A 22,540-nucleotide genomic window follows, 5' to 3' on the forward strand; every position below is an offset into this window, starting at 1 on the left:
CCCGGGCGCCCCCTTGTATGAGGCGCCCAGATCCTTACCGTGTTTTATTGTTATTTCAGCAGCGCTGACAGTTTCGCGCGCGCGTCGTCATTCAGCCACTCACTCCAGGTGTCCTGGAAGTTGGTCAGAAAATACACCGCAGCCTCTTCTCCGGACGCGTTGTTCTCTTCCTGCCAGGCAAGCAGACCGTTCATCACGTCATTGGTGAATTGAACATTCTCCATCAGCGCCGTCTCTTCGGGGTGCGAATCCGCGAAAGTGTTGGTCACAACCGTGGTCACGTCACTGGCCGGGAACGCACCAAGCACCGGTTCTGCACATTCTTCCTGACTGTTGCACTCATGCGCTTCTGCCACATGTGGGCCTACATCGACCTGCACCATCGGGTAGCGGCCTAGAATCGAGGTTGGAGCCCAATAGTAGCCAAACCAGGGTTCTTTCGAGTCATAGGCCGAGGCAATGGACGCTGCCAGAGTCTCTCCCGATCCGTGGATAAAGTCCTCAATCCCTGCATCAGCAAAACCGGCCGCCTTTGCCATGTTGGTGCTGACCCGTTGACAGGTCCAGCCCACCGGGCAGTTGTGGAACCGGCCACCGACCAGTTCAGGATTAGCTAGGATGCCTTCCATCGTGGTCAGTTCCGGATGTTTTTCGGCCAGATAGGTCGGAATCCACCACGCTTCGACACCGCCATCAGACAGCACCTTGGCGCGTTCGATGATCGCACCGCTTTCGATCAGACCCGGATAAGCTGGGGCACCATTGGTCCACAGCTCGGTCAGAATGTCTGGCTCGCCAGTTTCCGCAACCGAGGCCAGCGCGGGCGTCGTCGCCGACGGCACAACAGTCACCGTGCAACCATAGCCTTGCTCTAGCAGGAACTTGCTGACCTGCGTCACAATAATCGCCGAACCCCAGTCCATCTCGGTAATCGAGATTTCACCGCAATCAGCCTGCGCCGCTCCGGCAGTTCCCATAGCAATTGCAGCACTGGCCGCCAGCAGTTTCATTTTCATATTTTCCTCCACTGTTTTGAAGAACGCCTTTGGGCGTTTCTTGTTGACCTCTGAACGTTTCACAGAATCAAAAGATGGCCAAAAAATTACTGCATTGGTTTGATAATTTAGTATTATTACTTCGAATTTGTGACATATGCGCGAAGCAAAGCCCAAGTAAAACAGAAAGATAGGAATGCCACGATCCGCCGCTTCGAAAGATCTGAGCCTCAGATGGCTCGAACTGTTTCAAATCTGCGCGCGAAAAGGTTCGCTACAGGCTGCATCCAAGGAAACGGGCCTGACAATCAGCACCGTTTCGCACCACCTGCGCAACCTCGAAGATCACCTTGGTGTTGAACTGTTCAACCATTCCCGCCGACCCATGGTTCTGACACCTAAAGGGCAGGTATTTCTGCGCAATATTGACGAGGCACTTTACGCCATTCGCAAAGCCAAAGCCGAGGCTTCTGCCGGAAGTGTCGCCGAGGCTAGTCTGCTTCGGGTCGGGTCAATCGAGGATTTCGACAGCGACATCATGCCAGAGTTGGCGGTGTTCCTTTCACAGCATATGCCCAATTGCGATTTTGTGTACCAAACGGATTCAAGTCACACGATCATCGATATGCTGCGTGGTCGGCATCTTGATCTGGGGATCACAACCTCTCCGAATGAACGTATGCGCGACCTGCAGGAACGACCGTTGCTGCGCGATCCGTTTGTTGTCGTTCTGCCGCGTGGGTGCGACGACCCCCTCACTGATGTCGTCGAAGGCCGCACCACCCTGCCGTTTCTCAGATTCTCAGGCAATCTGATTATTGCCCGGCAAATCGAGTCGCAGATGCGCCGTCTGGGCCTAACCCCGGCCTCAAACTTCGAATGCAGCAACAATCAGAGTTTGATGGCGATGGTTGCGGCGGGGGCTGGATGGACCATCACGACGCCTTTGCTGTTTGCCCGCGCCCAACGGTTTCAGAACAGACTTCGGCTGCATCGCTTTCCGGGCAAAAGCTTTTCCCGCACCTTGGCCATCGTCGCGACACCGGATTGTTCCCGATCCTTGCTGGAACTGGTGGATCGAAAGATGCGAAGCCTGATCACCGAACATGCGATTTCTCACCAGACCCAAAGCAAGAAGTGGCTGGCCGAAAGCTTCCGGCTCATTACCTGATTAGACCATCTGACAACGGCAATTGGCAGGAACGGGCGTTTCTTTAACGCCGTTGCTGCGGCGCTCTTTTTGCGTCGGTTCATTTTTAGGCCGGGCAACCATCTATGTGCCGGTCCAACCTGATTGTCACTCACGGTGCGCCGTGGCAAGAGATCGATAAAAGTCCTCATGCACAACTGAAACGGTTGGTTGCTCAACACATAATTTAACCCACTGAACTATGGCGTTTTTTCGCGCATCACGCGTCAATCTGGGCTCATATCCGCGCAAAACCAGCCGTTAACTTTCTGTTAACGTTTTCCGAACATCTGAGTTGTTACGCAAGTTAGGCCCGACACCACCGGGCGAACTGAGCCGCAGCACTTTGGCCAAAAAGACAAGATGGGAGTCTTTGAAAATGAGCAATGGAACATACGGAGGGTTTCGCGATGATTTACGTGCGTTTGAATCCGGTTGGGACCGCGAACGCTATGACTCCGGGAACATTCAGGACTGGCAATTGAACCAATGGGCCGGGGGCGAAGTCACCGACTTTTATCCAAGCTACTCCAGTTGGTCGGACCTGACCGCCGAAGAATGGGATGCCATGTCCTACCGATCCATGAACTCACTGGGTTTTGTGGGGTATCAGTTCGGTGAGGCGCTGTTAATCGACCTCGGGTATTACACAGACGACGTCTATTACGGGAACGGCGCAGCTTCGAATACATGGGATGGAAACTGGACCGGCAAGAACGGCGTGAACTCGCTTGAGGACTTTATGACAGAGGCCGCACAGGAGCGCGCGATCCAAGAGGCGTTCGGGTATAACCTTCAGGTGATCGAAACCGGTTTGGGCTATCAGGGCGAGAGCCTAGACGACTACATCGGGACCACGCGGACTTACATCGACAACGGCCAGGAAGTGACCGTCACACTGACCATGACGGGTATAATGGCAGCTGCGCACTTACGCGGCGCGTGGGGAACCCTTTCTCTGCTACAAGGCGGGGATGTCTCTGTCGATGAATATGGCACATCCATTCTGCGCTATATCGACCAGTTCGGCGGCTATGACGCCCCTTCGCTTGAAGAGGCCATCCAGGCCTATACCGATGGCATTTTGCCCACAGAAACCGGAGGTGGAACGGACGGCGGAGATGTCTCTCCTCCCTCCGAACCACCAGCGCCGACCGACCCCGCCGGGAACGGCACTGCAAATACCGACGAAAGCGCGGCGGATGTGGTCATAACATGGGCGTGGGGCACGGATGTCACAATTCCGGACTTCGACCCGGCGACGGATACGATATTCATCTCGTGGGTGGGTGCCGATGCGTTGGACGTAAGTGAGGTCAACGGATCGGTCGTGTTTGCCATCCCGTCCAACAACCAATCCACCACATTGAGCGGCGTAACCCTAGCAGATTTGAGCCCTGCAAACTTCACCATTCTGGACAGCACCGCAGCAACCGAAGTGCTGGGTCTGGTGGGGTCGGATGACACAAACCCCGGCCATGACGGGCATGGAAGTGAAGATGGCCACGAACACCAACACATGCATGTTACGCTCGACTTGGCATCCGACGCGCAGGTGATTGATGGCTTTTTGCCGGCGATGGGCGATGTTATCGAGCTGGGCCCGGACGTAACGGCCGAAAGCTTTGCCATATTTGAAGAAAGCGGCGATGCTCTGGGTCAGACTGTCCGTATTGAATTGACCGTTGGCCAAACGACCAAACAGATCATTTTCACCGGATTTGGTTTGTCGGATCTGGACATCAGCAACTTTTCAATCTCGGATCAGGCGGTTCTGAACGAGGTCTCCTCGGCGTTGGGTCAAATCGTCGTCACCCCGGGTGCGGGAGAAGGCTATGATCTGAGTTACGATTCTGATGGGTCGAACCCCCCTGCCTCGACAGGAGCAACAGACACGGGTGGCATCAAATACAGGGCCGATAGCAACGCCGATGACATTACCGGGTTCCGCCCCGGCACGGATCAGTTGGATTTTGGCGGAACCTCGGTGCATGGGATGATTGTCACCAAGTCACCGTCGGGTGAGATTGTGATCGACAGCCCGTGGTCGGACGCAGCGCAAATTGTACAGGGCGTCACCTATCAGGATGTCACCATCGACGATTTCGGCGTGGTTGGAAACGAACACTTCCGTCAAGACATGGGGGGTGTTGTCAGTTGGGAACAAGGTGTTGGTCCACGTGACGCTAACACGGTCTATGTGCGTAGCCACGAATATGGCGTCCACGAAGTGATTGACGGTTTCGATCCGACCACCATGAAGATCAGTTTTCTGTATTTCGGCACGCGCGAACGTCTGAGTGTCGAGGACACGAGCGAAGGTCTGGTCATATCCTCTTTGCCAAGCGGGCAGAGCGTCACGCTGACAGGGGTCACCAAGGCGGACCTGATCCCCGGAATGGTGGAGTTTCACCACGATCAGGTGATGGAGGACAACCTGGAGGTGCCATTTGGCTTCGATCAAGACGGTGTAACTCTGGTTGATCGCACCATGTTGCTGACACCCGAAGCACCCGCCGGTGCCACGACAGATGGCCATCAGACCAGAACCGGCGATCTCACCGGAGGCTCCTCTGGCACAGACAATGGTGGTGGTACAGATGACGGAACCACGGACACCGACAATGACGAAACAGCGGGCGCTGTCACATTCGGTGCAGGTGCCGATGTTGCCGAGCTAACCTGGAATTGGGGTGTTCAGACAGAGATCAACGGCTTCGATCCCAGTGAGGATGTTCTGGACTTCAACTCTCTGGGTGCAGCAGATGTCACGGTGAGCGAAATTGGCGATGATCTGGTGTTTGAGGTTGTTGGAAACGGAGGCCATACAGTGACGCTACGGGATATTCAGGCGGAGGACCTGAACCTCGGCAACCTCACCGCAGATGACTGGAACTCTATCGACGAGGTTAACAGCGCGCTGGTGAACCAGTTGGAAGCATTGGGAATGTCCATAGCCTGAAGAAGAACTCAAAACGCACTCGGCCGGTTTGCCGGTCGAGTGTTAATTTGTGAAACGGCATCCTTCATTTTCCTTCAGTCAGCGGATGCCCAATGTGCAGGGGTCGTTTCTAAAGAGAGGACCCCGACCCGACTGGCCCAAATTTCTGATTGCTGAGCTGGCGGCAACGCGGCGTCTGGCAGGTCCGAAGCAGACGAGCGCTCAACGTCAAGTAAACAAGTTGGCATATTCCACTCAACCGACTGGAAACAAGCCAGGGCACCCACTAAGCTCAAATCGACCCTTCAGAAAAACCGATTGAACCGTCTGCTATTTTGGGTCGTTGTGGAGCTGGAATGCGTGTCAGTGTAGGGATCGCCGTATCCATACTTGTTGCCTTGTCGATCGGCGTGTCGACCTTTGTCGTGCATTCTTTGTGGTGGACAACGGCGCGAGAAAACAGCCGCATGCTGGCGGCCGAAATCAACGGACAGATCGCCAATACCGTACGCATCGAAGTTGGGCTGACCCTCAGGTCGGCCGAAGCAGCTTGGGCGGCAGTCCGCACGATTTTCATCCAAGACGTTATCCAGACGCGCCAGGCAGACAAGCGCGAGTTTGTTTTCCTGTCGCAAATACAGGCGCAGCCCAACATCTCGTGGATCACCTTCGGCTGGCCCGACGGAAATTTCTTCGCCGCACATCGCCTGGGTGACAGCGGTCTGGAGATGATGGAAATCGATGAGAACATTCGCAACCGGATGCTTCGCAATGACCGTTACATCTTTATCCCTGGCGACATTCAGTTCGAGGAGCGGACCTTCACCGACACAGATTTCGACCCACGCGAACACGCCTGGTATCGCAACTTCATCGACCGCGATACACCGGATTGGATCGAGGTCAGGGATCTGCCGGGAAGCGACAAGACCCTATATGCCTTTGCTGGTCCCATCGACGTGCGCCGCCAACGGCAAGGCGTGTTGACGGTAGCGATTGATACCGACCGCCTTTCCCGCTTTCTGGGATCGCTGCGCCCCGGAGAGTTCGGCGCGGCCTTTATCATCAACGCAGACGGCAAAGTGATTGCCATCCCGGACCCCGAGGCGGACGAAATCACACCAGCACGGATGGGCGAAGGGGAGCTCTATGAGGTTGCCAAAATCTCGGGTGAGAGGCTGATGGCCGATGCAGAAAACAAAACGCCCGGGCCGGTGACGAAACGGATCGTTTTTGAGGATGTGCCCTATGCGGTGGCGTTGACGCCGCTTGGGTTCTATGGCTGGCGGGTCGCCACTGTGATCCCGGAATCAGCCTTTCTGTCGGGCATCGACAAGACCCTGCTAAACTTGGTTTACATCCTGCTTGGCGTCGTCGTCGTGGCAATAGGTTTGGCCATCTGGTTCGTCCGCCGGGTCGTTGCAAACCCACTGTCCCGCGTGGCCGAAGACCTCAGTCGGATCGAACGTTTTGATGTCGAACAGGTTTCTCGCAGACCCTCGCGGCTGAAAGAGCTCGAAAACCTGTCCGCCGCAACAGCCAGTATGGCCGCGGGTCTGTCGGCATTCCGCAAATACGTACCAACCGATCTGGTCCGCATGCTGGTGGCGGAAGGTATCAAAACCCAACCCGGCGGCGAGACCAAACAAATCTCGGTTTTGTTTTGCGATGTATCGGGGTTCACAGGTCTTACCGAAAAGCATGGCCCCAAGATCGTCGAACTTATGGAGCCATTCTTCAGTGCCGCGACATCAACCATCGAGCGTCACGACGGAACCATCGACAAATTCATCGGTGATGCGGTTATGGCATTCTGGGGTGCGCCGCGACAAAATCCAGACCATGCCGAACATGCCTGCCGCGCAGCACTTGAACTGGTGGATGTGGTCGAATCCTCCAGTTTGCAGAGCCAATCCGACAACGCTCTGCATGTCAGGATCGGGTTGAACAGCGGAGAAGCTCTGGTTGGAAATATCGGCTCCGAACAGCGGCTGAACTATACCGCAATCGGCGACGTTGTGAACGTCGCCAGCCGTCTTGAAGGGACAAACAAAACCTACGGCAGTGCGATCATCATAGGCCCCGAAACACGGCAAGAAGCAGGTAGTGCCATTGTCGTACGCGAGCTGGATACAGTTGAGATACAAGGCCGTTCTGAAGCGCTGGTGGTGTATGAGTTGATCGCCATGGCGGACAGTTTCAAAGGATCGCGCCACTGGATTGATGCCTATGAGACCGGGCTGTCGCATTTTAGGGCCAGTCGTTTCCCAGAGGCCATCACCGCATTTCAGACTGCTGACACATTGCGCGGCGGCGACATGGCATCACAAGTAATGATCAAGCGCGCAGCTGCCTATGAGGCTCGCGCTTCATAACCGGGAGTACTGCTCAAAAAACGTTTGGTCGGACAAGTAAGTTCCATTGCCATCGATGCAACGCAACCGACAAACGCAGTCGAACCGGCTTAAGGGTCCCTCATGGAGAGCCTTTCTTTGTATGCGCATGTTTGACACGCATACTTCATAGAAGTATTTTCGCGTATACGGAGGCCCAAAGATGAACGCTCAGACGCGAAAGCCAACAAATCTGTCGCTTGATAGTGCGTTACTTGCAGAGGCAAAAGCGCTGAAAGTAAACCTGTCCCGTGCAGCCGAGGAAGGCGTGCGCGCTGCTGTTGCCACGGCAAAGTCTGAACTATGGAAATCAGAAAACGCGGCTGCGCTGAGAAGCTCAAATTCTTATGTTGAGCAGAACGGCCTTCCGCTGGAAAGCTTCAGGCAATTCTGATGCCGAAATACGATGTTTTCCCGAACCCTTCAGGGGATGGGTTTCTTTTGGATATTCAAGCAGATCTACTCAGCGACTTGAATACTCGCGTTGTGGTGCCACTGTTGCCCAAATCGATTGCGCCCAAACCAGCGACGCGGTTAAATCCGGTTTTTGAAATCGAAGGTATGCCTGTCGTGATGGTAACCCAATTCATGGCGGCTGTTCCCGTTGGGCTACTAAAGTCGCAGGTGTGCAATCTGAACGACGATTTTGAGCAAATCACCGTCGCGGTCGACATGCTGATGCAAGGGTTTTAGTCCGATTTTGCTCCGATCGCGGTATGATTTTTAGGGCCGTAGGAAATGAGAAAGCACTTAATCTGGGGATAGACCCCCGCAGCCCCCAGAAACTGTAATTTACACCACGTTACCGCCCGGTGCAGGGCGCGGCAAAGCAATTGGACTTCAGGACCGAAACTCTGGCCAAGACCTTGCATCGGACCAAATCGGTCATGCTTCAAATCGCGACCGAAAAAACCCCCAGCCGATGTGAACCAGCTGGGGTTGTTCGTCAAGTTGGTTGCCTCGGATCGGGGTAATGCTGGAGCGTAGAGGAACGATCATATGTGGTCGGTGGAATTCCTGTCTGACACGTTCGGGGCATCGCACCGGCTCCGTATCCTCAGGGCTAGCTATGACTGTTGTCAGAACGCCTGATCGTATTCATGGCTGCTCGCAGGAATGCTATTGACCCGAGGGGTCAATGCCGACCGTTTGCGCATGGCGATCAATCGACAACGCTGACAGCTTTGTACAACCGGCGAAATCGTTGCAATCGTTCAGACAAAGCGGCCATCTCGTCAGGTTCAAACCTGTCAGGTGTGGACGGCTGAACTGCAAGATCGGCCTCTTGCAAAGCACCAACACCGCAGGCCGCAAGACGGGCAGCGCCAAAGGCTGGACCTGAATCGGAGCCTTGTGAGCGCACGATGGGTTTCCCCGTGACCGTGGCGATCAGGCGCAATAACAAATCTGACTGGCTGCCCCCTCCGATAGCGGCCAATTCTGGCAAGCTGTCAATTGTATCGCCGAAACTCTGTGCTGCGTCAGCAAAGCAAAATGCAATTGCTTCTACCACAGAAAGACAGATTTCAGCGCGTGTTGTCGAATCCTCAAGACCAAAGAAGCTCGCGCGGATATGGGGATCTCCTAAGGGACTTCGCTCGCCAGTCAGGTAAGGCAGGAAGATCGGCAAACGCTCTCCGCTGGCCGTTTCCGCAAGGGCAACAACTTCGGCAGCGGAAAGCCCCAGCTGCCCACCTATCCACGAAATTGGCCGCGCACCGTTCAGCATTGCGGCCATTTGATACCAACGGCCCGGCAACGTGTGCGCAAATGCGTGTACATAACGTTCCGGGTTGGGTTTGTATTCGCGATCTGCCACGAACAGTTGGCCGGAGGTTCCCAGTGAGATAAACCCACGTCCCGGTTCGGTAGCACCCAGAGATACAGCACCTGTTGCCGCGTCACCTCCTCCGGCCACCACAGGAACACCTGCCTTCAACCCGGTTATCGCGGCAGCTTGTGCTGTTACACTTCCTATAACGTCGGTGCCGTCAAAAATCGGTGGCAACCAGCTGGGTAAGACGCCAGTGGCCTCAGCAACACCGACATGCCAGTTGCGCGCGGCCTGATCCAGCCAAAGTGTTCCCGCAGCATCTGAAGTATCGGTTGCCAATTCTCCATGCAGGCATAAGCCGATATAATCCTTGGGCAGCAGCATATTAGCGAGACGCGAATAGTGTTCGGGTTCATTTTGTTTCAGCCAGGCAATCTTGGGCGCTGTAAACCCTGGCAGCGGAAGAACGCCTGCGATCTGCCCGATTTGCGGCTGGGCCATGCGCAGTTCGTCGCATTCTCGCGCTGATCTGCTGTCATTCCAAAGGATTGCCGGGCGTATCGGACGCAGATTGTGGTCCAGCAACACGGCCCCATGCATCTGACCAGACAAACCGATGGCTTTCACGCCCGACAGCGTGACTTGTCCGGAAAGTTGGTTCAATGCGTCGCGTGTTGCATCCCACCACAGATCCGGGTGCTGTTCTGACCATCCGGGCCGCGGCGAGGACGTGTCGATCCCTACCGAGGAAGTGGCGAGAATCCGGTCGGTATCCGTGCAGACAAGTTTGACTGCTGATGTTCCGATATCAATCCCGAGATACATTCAGACCTCTTGCACCGCTCATGTCTGGCTATTGATTTTTTGTCGCGCGCAAAGAATATGTAAAAATATGATAAGATCAAGGCGGCTGGAATCCTCAGGCAGACTGGAATGACCAAGATAAAAAACATGGAAGAGTTCGCGGCCCTCAGCGGGATCTCGCGACCCACAGTGTCCAAGTATTTCCACGACCCCGACAGCGTACGCCCGACAACAAGGGCGCGCATCGAAGAGGCGCTGGAACGGTTTGACTACCGCCCGAATATCTATGCTGTGAACCAGAACCGGAAACTGACGAAGAACATTGGCATCGTCGTGCCCTATCTTGCCGATCCGTTCTTCGCTGAAATTGCCAGGTATCTGGAACAATCCTGCATTGCGGCGGGCTACCGACCGTCCCTGTTCAGCTCACACGGGGAACAAAAACTAGAAAACGAAATTCTGGACGGGCTGCAATCCATGAAACCCGCAGGGGTTTTGCTGGCACCATTGGGGCGCATCTCGGACCGATCCGCAGTCGAAAAATTCTGTGCCAATGTGCCAACCGTCCTGTTCGACAGTAATCTTGATGGTCTGGGGGCAGCTTTTGTTGGTTCGGACAATTTCAGCTTTGTTTCGCAGACCGTGGAATACATGACACGGACAGGCGAGCCGCCTTCATTCTTTGAAATGCGCACACCTGCAAACCCAAACGCCAACAAACGACGGAAAGCCTATATTGAGGTTATGGAACGCCTGGGGTTCGAGCCTCATATCATCAAAGTCGATGGCAAAGGCTGGGCTTTTGAAGAGATTGGGCATCGGGGCGCTTTAAAAGTTCTGGCAGAGCGTGGGCTGAAGACAAACTCGGTTTTGTGCAGCAATGACCGGCTGGCGATTGGCTTTCTTGCGGCCTGTTTTGAACAGGGGATTCGGGTGGGGCGCAAAGATGATTGCACGCTGCGCGTGGCCTCGAATGACGATCATCCCTTTGCAAAATTTACATGCCCGTCTCTGACGACTGCTGCACATGACTACGACAACGTTGCCGGGCGCAGCGTAGAGACATTGTTCGAACTCATTGAAAATGGTGGAGAATTTGAGACACGCAGTGAAACCCTTTTTCCCGCAAGGCTGGTTCTGAGGGATTCTGCATAAGCGAATTATTTTAACGCGCGTAAAGTTTTTATTGACGTCGCGACAATTTACGATCTAGGCTCCCTGCACGACATCCAAGCTCAGGGAGGACAGGGATGTATCTGAAGCACGCACTTCGTGCGGCGACTGCATTGACTTTCGTCGCCACGGCAGCGGCCCACGCGCAATCCATTACCATCGCCACTGTGAACAACGGCGACATGATCCGGATGCAGGGCTATACCGACAAATTTACCGAAGCGACCGGCATTGATGTGGAATGGGTGACACTGGAAGAAAACGTGCTACGCCAGCGCGTGACCACCGACATCACCACCAAGGGCGGTCAGTTCGACATCATGACCATCGGCATGTACGAAACGCCAATCTGGGGCGCGAATGGCTGGCTGGTCCCGTTAGAAGGCATGTCCCCCGAATATGACGTGGACGACATCCTGCCCGCGATGCGTAACGGCCTCAGCAACGACGGCACACTGTATGCAGCCCCGTTCTACGGCGAAAGCTCGATGGTGATGTACCGCACCGACCTGATGGAACAGGCCGGGCTGGAGATGCCTGATGCGCCGACGTGGCAGTTCATCCGTGAAGCTGCGGCAGCCATGACCGACCGCGACAACGACATCAACGGCATCTGCCTGCGCGGCAAGGCCGGTTGGGGTGAGGGCGGCGCGTTTATCACCGTGACCGGGAATTCCTTCGGTGCCCGCTGGTTCGATGAGGACTGGAAACCTCAGTTCGATCAACCCCAATGGAAAGAAGCGCTGACCTTCTTCGTCGATATGATGAATGAGTCTGGCCCAGCGGGATATGCGACCAACGGGTTCAACGAAAACCTCTCGCTGTTCCAGCAGGGCAAGTGCGGCATGTGGATCGACGCCACCGTTGCGGCATCCTTTGTGACCAACCCGAATGACTCGACCGTGGCTGACCAGGTTGGCTTTGCACTGGCACCAAATTCAGAAGGTGTCGACAAGCGTGCCAACTGGCTGTGGGCTTGGGCGCTGGCCATCCCTGCGGGCACGCAGCAGGAAGATGCGGCCAAGCAGTTCATCGAGTGGGCAACTTCGAAAGATTACATCGAGCTGGTGGCCGAAAATGAAGGCTGGGCCAATGTGCCTCCAGGTGCACGGACCTCACTGTATGAGAATCCGGAATACCAGAAGGTTCCATTCGCCAAGATGACGCTGGATTCGATCCTTGCGGCTGACCCGGACAACTGCTGTGCGCAACCGACGCCCTATGTTGGTATCCAGTTCGTCGCGATCCCGGAATTCGCAGGCATCGCCACGCAGGTGAGCCAGGAGTTCTCGGCAGTCTATGCCGGACAACAGACAGTGGACGAGGCGCTTGAAAAAGCGCAGGCCTTCACCGCTGAAGAAATGGAAGCCGCAGGGTACTGACGTCTTCTCCCCGCGGGTGGGCAGCGCTCTGCCCCCCCGCCTCAACCCTTCCACAACCCGCGTTTTTCTCGCAGGCTAAGTTACGCCTGAACAGAGAGGTCTTGCGTCATGGCTACTCAACATTCCCGATCCGTTGCTCGCCTGATGATGGCACCCGCAGTGGTCCTGCTGCTTGGCTGGATGCTGGTGCCTCTGACGATGACGCTGTATTTTTCCTTCAAGAAGTACCTGCCCCTGCGTGGCGGTGATCTGGGATGGGTCGGGTTCGACAACTATGTCCGATTTGTCTCCTCTAGCTCTTTTTGGCCAGCGGTACAGGCAACGCTGATGATCGTTGGCGGTGTTCTGGTCATCACCGTTGTTCTGGGCATCCTACTGGCGATGCTTCTGGATCAACCGATGTGGGGCCAAGGGGTTGTCCGCATCCTCGTCATCGCACCTTTCTTTGTCATGCCCACCGTGTCGGCGCTGGTCTGGAAGAACATGTTCATGGACCCGGTCAACGGCCTGCTGGCGCATCTGTGGCGTTTTTTCGGGGCCGAGCCGATCTCATGGCTGTCCGAGGCGTCGATGACCTCGATCATCATGATCGTCTCGTGGCAGTGGCTGCCCTTTGCAACATTGATCCTGTTGACCGCGATCCAGTCGCTGGACAGTGAGCAGTTGGAAGCGGCAGAGATGGACGGCGCACCGGTCCTGAAACGCTTTTACCACATCATCCTGCCGCATCTGAGTCGCGCGATCACCATCGTGATCCTGATCCAGACGATTTTCCTGCTGTCGATATTCGCCGAGATCTTCGTGACCACTGGCGGCGCATTCGGCACCCGCACGCTCACCTACCTGATCTTCCAGCGTGTGCTGGAAAGCCAGAATGTCGGCCTCGGATCCGCCGGAGGTGTCTACGCCATCATCCTTGCCAATATCGTTGCGATTTTCCTGATGCGCATCGTCGGCAAAAACCTGGACGCGTGAGGAGGTAAGACCATGGCCCGCGCCGTCACAACCCGCCGCAAATCGCTGAACACTGCCCTTGCCTGGGCCGTCGGACTGCTAATCTTTTTCCCGATCCTTTGGACCATCCTGACCAGCTTCAAGACCGAGGCGCAGGCAATTGCCAGCCCACCGATTTTTCTGAACTTCAACTGGACGCTTGAGAACTATGCCATCGTGCAGGAACGATCTGATTATATGCGGTTCCTGTGGAATTCGGTCATCATCGCAGGTGGGTCGACCGTATTGGGTGTGATCATCGCGGTGCCCGCAGCCTGGGCAATGGCTTTTGTTCCGTCCAAGCGCACCAAGGACATCCTGCTGTGGATGCTGTCCACCAAGATGCTACCTGCGGTCGGCGTGCTGTACCCGATTTACCTGCTGTTCATCCGTCTGGGCCTGCTGGACACGCGTGGAGGGCTGGTCGTCGTCTTGATGCTGATCAACCTGCCGATCATCGTCTGGATGCTCTACACATACTTCCGCGAAATTCCGGGAGAGATTCTGGAAGCCGCGCGGATGGATGGCGCGACACTGAAAGAGGAAATCCTCTACGTCCTGACACCCATGGCTATCCCCGGCATCGCCTCAACGGTGCTGCTGAACTTCATCCTCGCGTGGAACGAGGCGTTCTGGACGCTCAATCTGACGGCCGTTGATGCGGCACCGCTTACGGCTTTCATCGCCAGCTACTCCAGCCCCGAGGGCCTGTTCTTCGCCAAACTCAGCGCGGCCTCGACCATGGCTATCGCACCGATCCTGATCCTTGGCTGGTTCAGCCAGAAACAACTTGTCCGCGGCCTGACCTTCGGCGCTGTGAAATAAGGAACACGACACATGGGACGCATTCAACTCAAGTCCGTGACCAAAAGCTTCGGCGACGTGCAGGTCATCCCGCCGCTGGACCTAACCATCGAAAATGGCGAGTTCACCGTCTTCGTCGGCCCCTCGGGTTGCGGTAAGTCCACCCTTCTGCGCCTGATCGCGGGTTTGGAGGATATCACCTCAGGCTCCATCGACATTGACGGTTCGGACGCCACAGACGTGCCGCCCGCCAAACGTGGATTGGCGATGGTGTTCCAGTCCTACGCGCTCTACCCGCATATGACAGTGCGCAAGAATATCGCTTTTCCCTTGCGCATGGCCAAGCTGGATCAGGCCGAGATCGACAAACGCGTCGAAGGTGCTGCAAGCGTTTTGAACCTGACCGACTATCTGGACCGCCGCCCCGGCCAACTGTCCGGCGGTCAGCGCCAGCGCGTTGCAATTGGCCGGGCAATTGTCCGTGAACCGGCGGCGTTTCTGTTCGATGAACCGCTATCAAACCTCGACGCCGCATTGCGCGTAGGTATGCGGTTGGAAATCAGTGAACTGCACGAACGTCTTGCAACGACGATGATCTACGTGACCCACGATCAGGTCGAAGCCATGACAATGGCCGACAAAATCGTTGTTCTACAGGCCGGTGTGATCGAGCAGGTCGGCAGCCCGCTGGAGCTATACCGCACACCGCGCAATCTGTTCGTAGCTGGCTTCATCGGCTCGCCAAAGATGAACTTCATCGAAGGGCCAGAAGCGGCAAAACACGGCGCTCAAACCATCGGAATCCGGCCAGAACATATTGCTGTCTCAGAAACGGAAGGTGAATGGTCTGGGGTTGTAAGTGTTTCAGAGCACCTTGGATCCGACACCTTTTTCCACGTTCACGAAACCGGATTGGCGGAAACGATCACCGTCCGTGCGGATGGCGAGGTTGGGTTCCGCCATGGGGACCGCATCCACCTGACACCACGGGATGACGTCATTCACCGGTTTGACGCAAAAGGTCTGCGGATCGAATGAAACGGCTGGCAGGCAAAACCGCCCTGATCACAGGGGCCGCGCGTGGCATTGGATTGGCGTTTGCCAAAGCATATGTGACAGAGGGCGCCCGCGTAGCGATAGCCGACATTGAAATCAAGCGTGCGCAGGACGCAGCCGCCGGGATAGGCGAGGCCGCCTTCGCTGTCGAAATGGACGTAACCAGCCAACAGAGCATAGACGCGGCTGTTGCCAAGACAGCCTCGCGTCTTGGCCCCATCGACGTTTTGATCAATAACGCAGCCATCTTCTCAGCGGCACCAATCGTCGAGATCGAGCGCTCAGATTACAACCGTGTTTTCGACATCAACGTCGCGGGCGCCCTGTTCACAATGCAAGCCGTTGCGCGCCATATGATCGAGCATGGAACCAAGGGACGGATCATAAACATGGCATCGCAGGCAGGGCGCAGAGGCGAACCTTTGGTCGCTGTCTACTGTGCCAGCAAAGCCGCCATCATCTCCCTCACGCAATCCGCGGGACTGAACCTGATCTCTCATGGGATCAACGTGAACGCCATTGCCCCAGGTGTTGTCGACGGCGAGCATTGGGACGGTGTCGATGCTTTCTTCGCAAAACATGAGGGCAAACCGCTTGGTCAAAAGAAACGCGAAGTGGCGGCATCCGTTCCGTACGGCCGGATGGGTCGCGCCGACGATCTGACCGGGATGGCGGTGTTTCTAGCCTCGGATGAGGCCGAATACATTGTCGCACAAACCTACAACGTCGACGGCGGAAACTGGATGAGCTGATGGACCCTCTGGCGAACGCAATTCTCCCGGTCAGGTTACAGCGCAACACCCTGCCAGACCTGCCAGAAAGTGTTGGGACGCCCGCGTATGAACGCGCTGACCTTGCGCCGGGCATCGTTCACATCGGGCTTGGTAACTTTCATCGTGCGCATCAGGCTTGGTACATTCACCAACTGATGCAGCAAGGTCTGGCCTATGACTGGGCGATCATTGGGGCCGGTGTACGAAACTATGACGCCAAGATGCGAGAACGCCTGCTGGAACAGGACTGCCTGACAACGTTGATCGAGCTGGATCCCAACGGGATAACCGCAGAGGTAATTGGTTCGATGATTGATTACCTGCCGATTGAACCCGGCAATGGTACTTTGATCCAATGCATGGCTGAGCCATCCACGAAAATCGTGTCAATGACGGTAACGGAAGGCGGGTATTTTCTGAACGCCAACACCGGTACGCTCGGCCTTGATCACGAAGATATTCGGCATGATGCGAAAAACCCGGATCAACCCCGTACGGTTTTTGGCGCAATCGTTTCGGCCTTGAAAAAACGCCGGGACACAGGCCTCAGACCATTCACCGCGTTAAGTTGCGACAACCTTCAGGGCAATGGGGCAATCCTGCGAGAATGCGTTGTCGGGCTGGCGCGCCTGTCTGACACTGATCTGGCCGACTGGATTGACCGAAACGGCGCGTTCCCCAATTCCATGGTGGATTGCATCGTTCCGGCAACCACAGACCAAGTGATATCGCAGTGCCGCGCGCTTGGCATCGACGACCGCGTGCCAGTCTCTCACGAAAACTTCCGCCAATGGGTGGTCGAAGATGATTTCTGCGCAGGACGACCGCCACTCGAAAAGGTTGGGGTAACGCTGACCCGCGATGTCCACAGCTACGAGACAATGAAACTGCGCATATTGAACGGTGGTCACCAGCTGCTTGCGAATGTCGGTGAAATTCTAAATGTTTCGACAATATCTGATTGTATGTCGGACCCAGACATCCTGGCATTTTTTCGGAAAGTTCAAGCAGATGATATTTTGCCGTTTGTCGAAGCCGTTCCCGGAACGACCCCGAAAGAATACCTAGAGCTGGTTGAGAAACGGTTTGCAAACACTGCAGTTCATGACACGACGCGCAGGGTTGCGTTCGACGGATCGGCTCGGCATCCGGGTTTTCTGCTTCCATCGCTGCGCGATGCGACAGCATCTGGGTCTTTCGCAAACGGGCTTGCACTTGCCGAAGCTTTCTGGTGCCGGATGTGTGCGGGTATTCGTGAAGACGGCTCGGAGATTGAGCCCAACGATCCGCAATGGGACACTCTTCACAAAGCTGCTTTGGCCTCTAAAGCCGATCCGGAAGCATGGCTCGAACAGCGTCAGTATTACGGCGACCTTGGGCGCGGAACGCGATTTGCCGAAGTCTTTGCCATGTGGCTGAACGCGATTTGGCAGAATGGGAGCCGGGCAGCTATAGCTCGATACATCGCATGATTGATCCGGTCACTTAAGGCGAACTGGCAGCCGTGTTTCGGGGTATCGGTTTCGATTTCAGCACCATTTCATCAGTAAAGTGGTCAGAACTTGGCAATACAATTGGCCAACGGGAAAAATTGCAAAAACAAACCCTACGTCAAAGCAGCAGCTTCGCGTGCTGCAGTTTGAAAGGCTTGATAGGTTTGAAACCGTCTTTGATGAAGATCTGAAATCCGTCCGCCCGAGGGCCGATAAACATCAGAAACGCGTGACATCTCTGACATACATTTGGACAAACTCGCACCGTGCTGTCCGGCTGCGCAGGCCCCAAGGATCGCCGCGCCTAAAAGAACCGGCTCTTCAGTTTCCGGGCCAGAAATTGAGATGCCCGTTGTATCCGCCAAAAGTTGCCGCACGGCCTCTTGTCGGCTGGCCCCTCCGGAGACAACTATGTTCGAGATTTTGGCACTGTGTTCCGCCTGCGTTTCGATGATCTGCCGCAGCCCGTAGCCCAACCCACAGAGACCGGCGATATAGAGGCTGACAAGACTGTCCAGCGATGTGTCCATGTCCAGCCCTGCAATCACCGCGCGTGTGCGCGGATCGGCAAACGGTGCGCGGTTGCCGAGGAACTCGGGAACAACATGCAGGTCACGGGCGAGGTCAACAAGATGGCCAGAGCTGTCGACCATTTCCGTTGCCTTCGTCATCAGCCAGTTGGGAACGGAAAGGCCGGCATTTTTGGCGTGATCTGCCGCTTGCCGGGCTGCGGGGTGCATCGCAATCAGCCGTTCTATTCCAGCGCCAGCAGCGGACTGACCACCTTCATTCAGCCACATGCCCGGCAGCATTGCCGAGTAGTACGGCCCCCAGACACCAGGAACAAAAGTAGGATCGGCGGTTGTTGTCATTGTACAAGAAGATGTCCCGAACACATACGCCATGTTTTCGATCGCAGGACCAAGCCCCTTTGCGCCCACCGTTCCGACACCGCCAGCATGAGCGTCGATCAACCCGGCGGCCACGGGGGTACCCGCGACAAGACCAAGCGCTTTGGCCGCATCGGCAGTAAGACCATTCGCCAAAGACTGCCCTGGGTCGATAATTTCATTGCCAATGCGACGAAAGCCTTCTTCCGCCAGTTCGCCTAAACCTGTTTGTTCGAAAAAGCTTTCATCCCAACCGCCGCTTCGCGCGACATAGGTCCATTTGCATGTCACCGTGCAACTTGACCGCGCCGTAGATCCTGTGGCCTTCCATGTCAGGAAATCCGTCAGGTCAAAGAAATGCTCGGCAGCAGTAAATGTTTCGGGCATGTGGCGTTTGAGCCAAAGAAGCTTCGGCGACTGCATTTCGGGTGAAACAGCTCCGCCCACATAAGCCAGAACAGCATGCTTCGTTGCGTTTATTTCATCCGCCTCTGCCATGGCACGATGATCCATCCAGACGATGATGTCCCGCGCTGCGTCCCCGCTGGATCCGACGGGTAACGGTGTCCCGTTTTTACCTACAACGACGAGAGAACATGTGGCATCGAACCCGATGCCGGCAACATCCTTCGGGTCGACGTTGCTCTGGGCCACTGCTGCTTGCACAGCCTTGCAGACTGCGGACCAAGCTTGCGTCGAGGATTGTTCGACAATATCCGCGCCTTCTTGAAACAGCGCAAGTTCACACACACCGCAGCCTTGCAGGTGACCTTCTGAATCGAATATTCCTGCGCGCGCACTGCCGGTCCCGACATCAACCCCCAAGAAAAATCGCATTGTACCCGTCTCTTCCGCTTTCTCTGGCGTTGTTAGTTGCGTGGCCTCGCAACATCGTTGCTGCCCTCGGACTCAGGTCCAAAACCATACTTCATACGCTGCATCTGATCGATAACACGTGACATTTCATCGTCCGACAATACCGGTGGTTCCCCCAACGGCAACGCCTGCACGTAAAGGCGCGACAAGGTCTCGACTTCAGTCGCCAGCCAAAGAGCTTCGTCCAAAGTCTTGCCAATCGCGATCTGCCCGTGTTGGGCCAATAGACACGCGGTTCGGTCCTTAAGCGCAGTCAGCACCGCGTCAGACAAATCCTGAGTCCCAAAGGTTGCGTATTCTGCGCAAGGAATCGTTGTGCCCCCGGCCACACCCACCATGTAGTGAAACGCAGGAATTTGACGATGGTGACAGGCAAGCGTGGTTGCGTAGACCGAGTGACAGTGCAGCACCACATCGATATCCGTGCGCTTTTGCAAAATATCACGGTGGAACCGCCATTCCGACGATGGCCTGCGCCCGACATAGGTGCCCTCGAAATCCATCTCGACCAGATCTTCGGGTTTCATCTTGCCATACGGCAGAGATGATGGCGTGATCAGGAACCCGCGCTCGAAACGGGCCGACAAATTGCCTGCCGTACCCTGATTAATTCCGGTGGCATTCATTTTTAGGCATGTCTCGACCATGCGCTCGCGCAATTCTCGTTCAGTCATTGAGGCGGGCTCCTTGTCCGTTTGCGGCCTTGCGCCACCGCTTCGCGTATTCTGCCAGACCAGGCATCACAATAGGGGTTACCGGATCAAGCGCCAGGGGTGGCGGTGAAGATCCAGAGTGTTTGCAAGCCAGTTGCAACGCACCGGCGACAACACCATGCGTTTCATGTGACGCTTCGGTCCGACGTTCCGGGCGCAGAGCAGCAACAATGGGCGCATAAAGCGGCTCATTCAGAAAGGTCCCATCCAGAATAAGCCTGTCCCCACCGTTCAACACATCAGAACATGTCACTGTCAGCAACGCCGAATGAAGCACTGCCTGCGCTTTGCGTTCTACCTCGCCTGCCGGACGCGCCCCAACGAAGTGCCCTTGCTTTGCCGAGCCGGGAAACTGCCCTTCGTTTTCTCCAAAACTTGGTATCGCCATGGTCCCGCGTGTAATCATTCGCTCCAAGACCTTGCGATCGGCGGCCTGTTTATCGGGGTCTGGTCCTGCTATGGCCGAGAATTCGCGCCCACCCATCGTCAATGCACCTCCGACCGGGTCGCCATCCATATCGGCGTTGATTGTTGTTCCGCGCGTTTGATCAAGACTTGCGATGTCTGCTTCGCGCGACAATGCAACCACCCAAGTACCCGTGGAAACAAGTGTAAAGTCAGCAATCTGAGCAGCCAGATACCGGAAGAAATTCGCGGAAGAGTCATGCGCGCCAGTCAGTACAACCATGTTTTGAGGCATCCCGAAACGCTGCACCAGAGTGTTGCGAACCGGTCCAAGCGGTTCCCAGGCCGCCCGAAACTCTGGGATCAATCTCTGCCAGCCATGGTCTTGAACTATTGGTGTCCAGCGGCGGCGCGGGACGTTCCACAGATGCGACTGCGCGCCCATCGCAGAGTATTCCGAAGCCGCAACACCGGTCAGCCACCATCCCCAGAATTGCGCAATATTCAGAAAATATCGGGCCTTTCCGAACTCAGTTGGGCAGGCGCGTTCCATCCACAGCAACTGTCGGGCGGAGTGAGTGGAGGCCATCATTATCGGACTGCCACGGTCCTCGAACGTTCCCGCCTTTCTGCGATATTCCACATCAATTTCGGGTGGACATGCCTGTTCATAGTCGATCATGGGCAAGACGCATCCGGCGCCGGTGCTATCCGGATCGGAACTCACAAGCACACCGCCCGAACCGTGACCAACAGGAACAATCGTCCGAATTGGGTGCCGTTGGCAGAGCTCGGAAAGCGTACCGATAAGCCAGGCTGCGGTACCATCCAGGTCGTGAAACCGCCAAATCTGGCCATCCAGCACAGTGTTGGGGGTCGACCAATTCTCCAGCAAAGTGCCATCTTCGCTGGCGACCCAAAGTTCGACATTGGTTTTACCAACGTCAAGAACCGCGATATCACCCTTGCCCGTCAACGTCTTACCACGGGGGTTGTGGGACGGCCTCTCTCATGTCCGGGTGAACCTTGCACCGCAGTCATATGAGCCGGTATTGGGCGGCCTTGTTCCTGAGGAACGGCAAACCCTTGTCCATAACATCCTTGAAAGAAGGGGCAACGGGTCGCCAAATCGCCAGTCCGTACCCGATCTGTGGCGGCATATTGATGAAACTCTCCATTGCGAGCCCGCCCTTGAACCCAATCGCCGCCAATGTGGCGTAGATCTCGTCCCAATCGCAGGTCCCCTCACCCGGTGTGCCGCGGTCGCTTTCCGACAAATGAATGTAACGCAAGTGTTCGCGTGCATCGAGGATACCATTGCCTGCGCCCTTCTCTTCGATATTCATGTGATAAGTGTCGAGATGGATGAAAATATTATCGGCACCTACTTTCTCGATCATCTCGACCGCCTGCCAACCCGTATTGATCAAGTGGTTCTCATAGCGATTCACGGGCTCGATACCAAAGGCGATGCCCAGGGTTTTTGCGTGTTTCGCGGCGCCCTCCAAGGCGCGTGCGATATTGTCATACTCGGCCTGAGTGGGCGGCACACCTGTGCGTTCCCCAATGCCACCATACGTGACACCAGACAGAGCTTCTGCGCCCATTTCTTTGACTTTGTCCATAGCATTGACAAGGTGCCCGATTGCGCCATCCGGGTTGACCGAGGCCCAGTTTTGTTCGGGCAGCCCCAGCGAGCAGACAGCCCGCATCTCGTATTTTTCAAGTAAGTCACGCGTATGGGCCGCGTCGACAACGCCTGTATCCAGCAGGGCAATCTCGATGAAGTCCATCTGATAGGCGGCCGCGCCGGGTATTGTCCGCTCGGCCCCATCGCGATCCCAGTGCATCGTCCACATGCTGGTATGTACGCCGAAACCTTCCAT

At 55.9% G+C, this 22,540-nt stretch carries 18 protein-coding genes; 12 read left to right on the forward strand and 6 right to left on the reverse strand.

All coding sequences use genetic code 11. The features are described from left to right. Positions 1 to 50: 50 nt before the first annotated feature. The gene (locus ACXADZ_RS19550) at positions 51 to 1,016 is read right to left on the reverse strand and encodes an ABC transporter substrate-binding protein (protein WP_475199085.1); all 966 of its coding nucleotides are present in this window, start codon (positions 1,014 to 1,016) and stop codon (positions 51 to 53) included. Between the two features lie 175 nt (positions 1,017 to 1,191). Between ACXADZ_RS19550 and ACXADZ_RS19555 the strand changes: the two genes are divergently transcribed. From ACXADZ_RS19555 to ACXADZ_RS19575, 5 genes are all read left to right on the forward strand, one after another. Continuing rightward, entirely contained in the window at positions 1,192 to 2,166 is a 975-nt protein-coding gene (locus ACXADZ_RS19555; RefSeq protein WP_171095561.1) for a LysR family transcriptional regulator, read from the forward strand. A 397-nt stretch (positions 2,167 to 2,563) separates the two neighbouring features. Further along, on the forward strand, positions 2,564 to 5,146 hold the full coding sequence (locus ACXADZ_RS19560; RefSeq protein ID WP_475199086.1) for a hypothetical protein: 2,583 nt from the start codon (positions 2,564 to 2,566) through the stop codon (positions 5,144 to 5,146). 335 nt (positions 5,147 to 5,481) lie between these two features. Continuing rightward, entirely contained in the window at positions 5,482 to 7,500 is a 2,019-nt protein-coding gene (locus tag ACXADZ_RS19565) for an adenylate/guanylate cyclase domain-containing protein (protein ID WP_475199088.1), read from the forward strand. Positions 7,501 to 7,681: 181 nt separating this feature from the next. Continuing rightward, positions 7,682 to 7,912, forward strand: coding sequence for a type II toxin-antitoxin system CcdA family antitoxin (locus tag ACXADZ_RS19570; protein ID WP_171187382.1), 231 nt, complete (start codon positions 7,682 to 7,684; stop codon positions 7,910 to 7,912). Further along, the gene (locus tag ACXADZ_RS19575; RefSeq protein WP_475199091.1) at positions 7,912 to 8,211 is read left to right on the forward strand and encodes a CcdB family protein; all 300 of its coding nucleotides are present in this window, start codon (positions 7,912 to 7,914) and stop codon (positions 8,209 to 8,211) included. Before ACXADZ_RS19570 ends, ACXADZ_RS19575 begins: the two co-directional genes overlap by 1 nt. 469 nt (positions 8,212 to 8,680) lie before the next feature. On the opposite strand, the gene xylB is transcribed toward ACXADZ_RS19575, so the two are convergent. Further along, positions 8,681 to 10,117 (reverse strand): xylulokinase, encoded by a 1,437-nt coding sequence (xylB, locus tag ACXADZ_RS19580; protein WP_475199094.1) that lies wholly within the window; start codon positions 10,115 to 10,117, stop codon positions 8,681 to 8,683. Between the two features lie 108 nt (positions 10,118 to 10,225). Here xylB and ACXADZ_RS19585 point away from each other — a divergent pair, with 108 nt between their 5' ends. From ACXADZ_RS19585 to ACXADZ_RS19615, 7 genes are all read left to right on the forward strand, one after another. Then, a complete protein-coding gene (locus ACXADZ_RS19585) occupies positions 10,226 to 11,251 on the forward strand; it encodes a LacI family DNA-binding transcriptional regulator (RefSeq protein ID WP_171095549.1) in 1,026 nt (341 codons plus the stop codon). 95 nt (positions 11,252 to 11,346) lie between these two features. Next, a complete protein-coding gene (locus tag ACXADZ_RS19590) occupies positions 11,347 to 12,651 on the forward strand; it encodes an ABC transporter substrate-binding protein (protein ID WP_475199096.1) in 1,305 nt (434 codons plus the stop codon). Between the two features lie 108 nt (positions 12,652 to 12,759). Continuing rightward, positions 12,760 to 13,626 (forward strand): carbohydrate ABC transporter permease, encoded by an 867-nt coding sequence (locus tag ACXADZ_RS19595; protein WP_170534370.1) that lies wholly within the window; start codon positions 12,760 to 12,762, stop codon positions 13,624 to 13,626. A gap of 12 nt (positions 13,627 to 13,638) precedes the next feature. Then, positions 13,639 to 14,469, forward strand: coding sequence for a carbohydrate ABC transporter permease (locus tag ACXADZ_RS19600; RefSeq protein ID WP_171095543.1), 831 nt, complete (start codon positions 13,639 to 13,641; stop codon positions 14,467 to 14,469). Positions 14,470 to 14,481: 12 nt separating this feature from the next. Continuing rightward, complete coding sequence (locus ACXADZ_RS19605; protein ID WP_475199103.1) at positions 14,482 to 15,486, forward strand: ABC transporter ATP-binding protein; 1,005 nt, start codon at positions 14,482 to 14,484, stop codon at positions 15,484 to 15,486. Further along, entirely contained in the window at positions 15,483 to 16,256 is a 774-nt protein-coding gene (locus ACXADZ_RS19610; RefSeq protein WP_475199105.1) for an L-iditol 2-dehydrogenase, read from the forward strand. The genes ACXADZ_RS19605 and ACXADZ_RS19610 overlap by 4 nt, the downstream gene beginning before the upstream one ends. Beyond that, on the forward strand, positions 16,256 to 17,749 hold the full coding sequence (locus ACXADZ_RS19615) for a mannitol dehydrogenase family protein (RefSeq protein ID WP_475199107.1): 1,494 nt from the start codon (positions 16,256 to 16,258) through the stop codon (positions 17,747 to 17,749). Before ACXADZ_RS19610 ends, ACXADZ_RS19615 begins: the two co-directional genes overlap by 1 nt. Positions 17,750 to 17,883: 134 nt before the next feature. Here ACXADZ_RS19615 and ACXADZ_RS19620 read toward each other — a convergent pair whose 3' ends face one another. From ACXADZ_RS19620 to ACXADZ_RS19635, 4 genes are all read right to left on the reverse strand, one after another. After that, positions 17,884 to 19,497 (reverse strand): FGGY-family carbohydrate kinase, encoded by a 1,614-nt coding sequence (locus ACXADZ_RS19620; protein ID WP_475199110.1) that lies wholly within the window; start codon positions 19,495 to 19,497, stop codon positions 17,884 to 17,886. 32 nt (positions 19,498 to 19,529) lie between these two features. Continuing rightward, a complete protein-coding gene (locus tag ACXADZ_RS19625; RefSeq protein WP_475199114.1) occupies positions 19,530 to 20,210 on the reverse strand; it encodes a class II aldolase/adducin family protein in 681 nt (226 codons plus the stop codon). After that, entirely contained in the window at positions 20,203 to 21,630 is a 1,428-nt protein-coding gene (locus ACXADZ_RS19630) for an FGGY family carbohydrate kinase (RefSeq protein WP_475199117.1), read from the reverse strand. The genes ACXADZ_RS19625 and ACXADZ_RS19630 overlap by 8 nt, the downstream gene beginning before the upstream one ends. Before the next feature lie 61 nt (positions 21,631 to 21,691). Continuing rightward, positions 21,692 to 22,540, reverse strand: coding sequence for a sugar phosphate isomerase/epimerase family protein (locus ACXADZ_RS19635; protein ID WP_475199119.1), 849 nt, complete (start codon positions 22,538 to 22,540; stop codon positions 21,692 to 21,694).

This window comes from Ruegeria sp. ABM4_193 (assembly GCF_056158705.1).

Excerpts from the sequence above, each read along its gene's own strand:
- ACXADZ_RS19550 (WP_475199085.1), bottom strand. The coding sequence starts at position 1,016 with ATGAAAATGAAACTGCTGGCGGCCAGTGCTGCAATTGCTATGGGAACT.
- ACXADZ_RS19555 (WP_171095561.1), top strand. The coding sequence starts at position 1,192 with ATGCCACGATCCGCCGCTTCGAAAGATCTGAGCCTCAGATGGCTCGAA.
- ACXADZ_RS19560 (WP_475199086.1), top strand. The coding sequence starts at position 2,564 with ATGAGCAATGGAACATACGGAGGGTTTCGCGATGATTTACGTGCGTTT.
- ACXADZ_RS19565 (WP_475199088.1), top strand. The coding sequence starts at position 5,482 with ATGCGTGTCAGTGTAGGGATCGCCGTATCCATACTTGTTGCCTTGTCG.
- ACXADZ_RS19570 (WP_171187382.1), top strand. The coding sequence starts at position 7,682 with ATGAACGCTCAGACGCGAAAGCCAACAAATCTGTCGCTTGATAGTGCG.
- ACXADZ_RS19575 (WP_475199091.1), top strand. The coding sequence starts at position 7,912 with ATGCCGAAATACGATGTTTTCCCGAACCCTTCAGGGGATGGGTTTCTT.
- xylB (WP_475199094.1), bottom strand. The coding sequence starts at position 10,117 with ATGTATCTCGGGATTGATATCGGAACATCAGCAGTCAAACTTGTCTGC.
- ACXADZ_RS19585 (WP_171095549.1), top strand. The coding sequence starts at position 10,226 with ATGACCAAGATAAAAAACATGGAAGAGTTCGCGGCCCTCAGCGGGATC.
- ACXADZ_RS19590 (WP_475199096.1), top strand. The coding sequence starts at position 11,347 with ATGTATCTGAAGCACGCACTTCGTGCGGCGACTGCATTGACTTTCGTC.
- ACXADZ_RS19595 (WP_170534370.1), top strand. The coding sequence starts at position 12,760 with ATGGCTACTCAACATTCCCGATCCGTTGCTCGCCTGATGATGGCACCC.
- ACXADZ_RS19600 (WP_171095543.1), top strand. The coding sequence starts at position 13,639 with ATGGCCCGCGCCGTCACAACCCGCCGCAAATCGCTGAACACTGCCCTT.
- ACXADZ_RS19605 (WP_475199103.1), top strand. The coding sequence starts at position 14,482 with ATGGGACGCATTCAACTCAAGTCCGTGACCAAAAGCTTCGGCGACGTG.
- ACXADZ_RS19610 (WP_475199105.1), top strand. The coding sequence starts at position 15,483 with ATGAAACGGCTGGCAGGCAAAACCGCCCTGATCACAGGGGCCGCGCGT.
- ACXADZ_RS19615 (WP_475199107.1), top strand. The coding sequence starts at position 16,256 with ATGGACCCTCTGGCGAACGCAATTCTCCCGGTCAGGTTACAGCGCAAC.
- ACXADZ_RS19620 (WP_475199110.1), bottom strand. The coding sequence starts at position 19,497 with ATGCGATTTTTCTTGGGGGTTGATGTCGGGACCGGCAGTGCGCGCGCA.
- ACXADZ_RS19625 (WP_475199114.1), bottom strand. The coding sequence starts at position 20,210 with ATGACTGAACGAGAATTGCGCGAGCGCATGGTCGAGACATGCCTAAAA.
- ACXADZ_RS19635 (WP_475199119.1), bottom strand. The coding sequence starts at position 22,540 with ATGGAAGGTTTCGGCGTACATACCAGCATGTGGACGATGCACTGGGAT.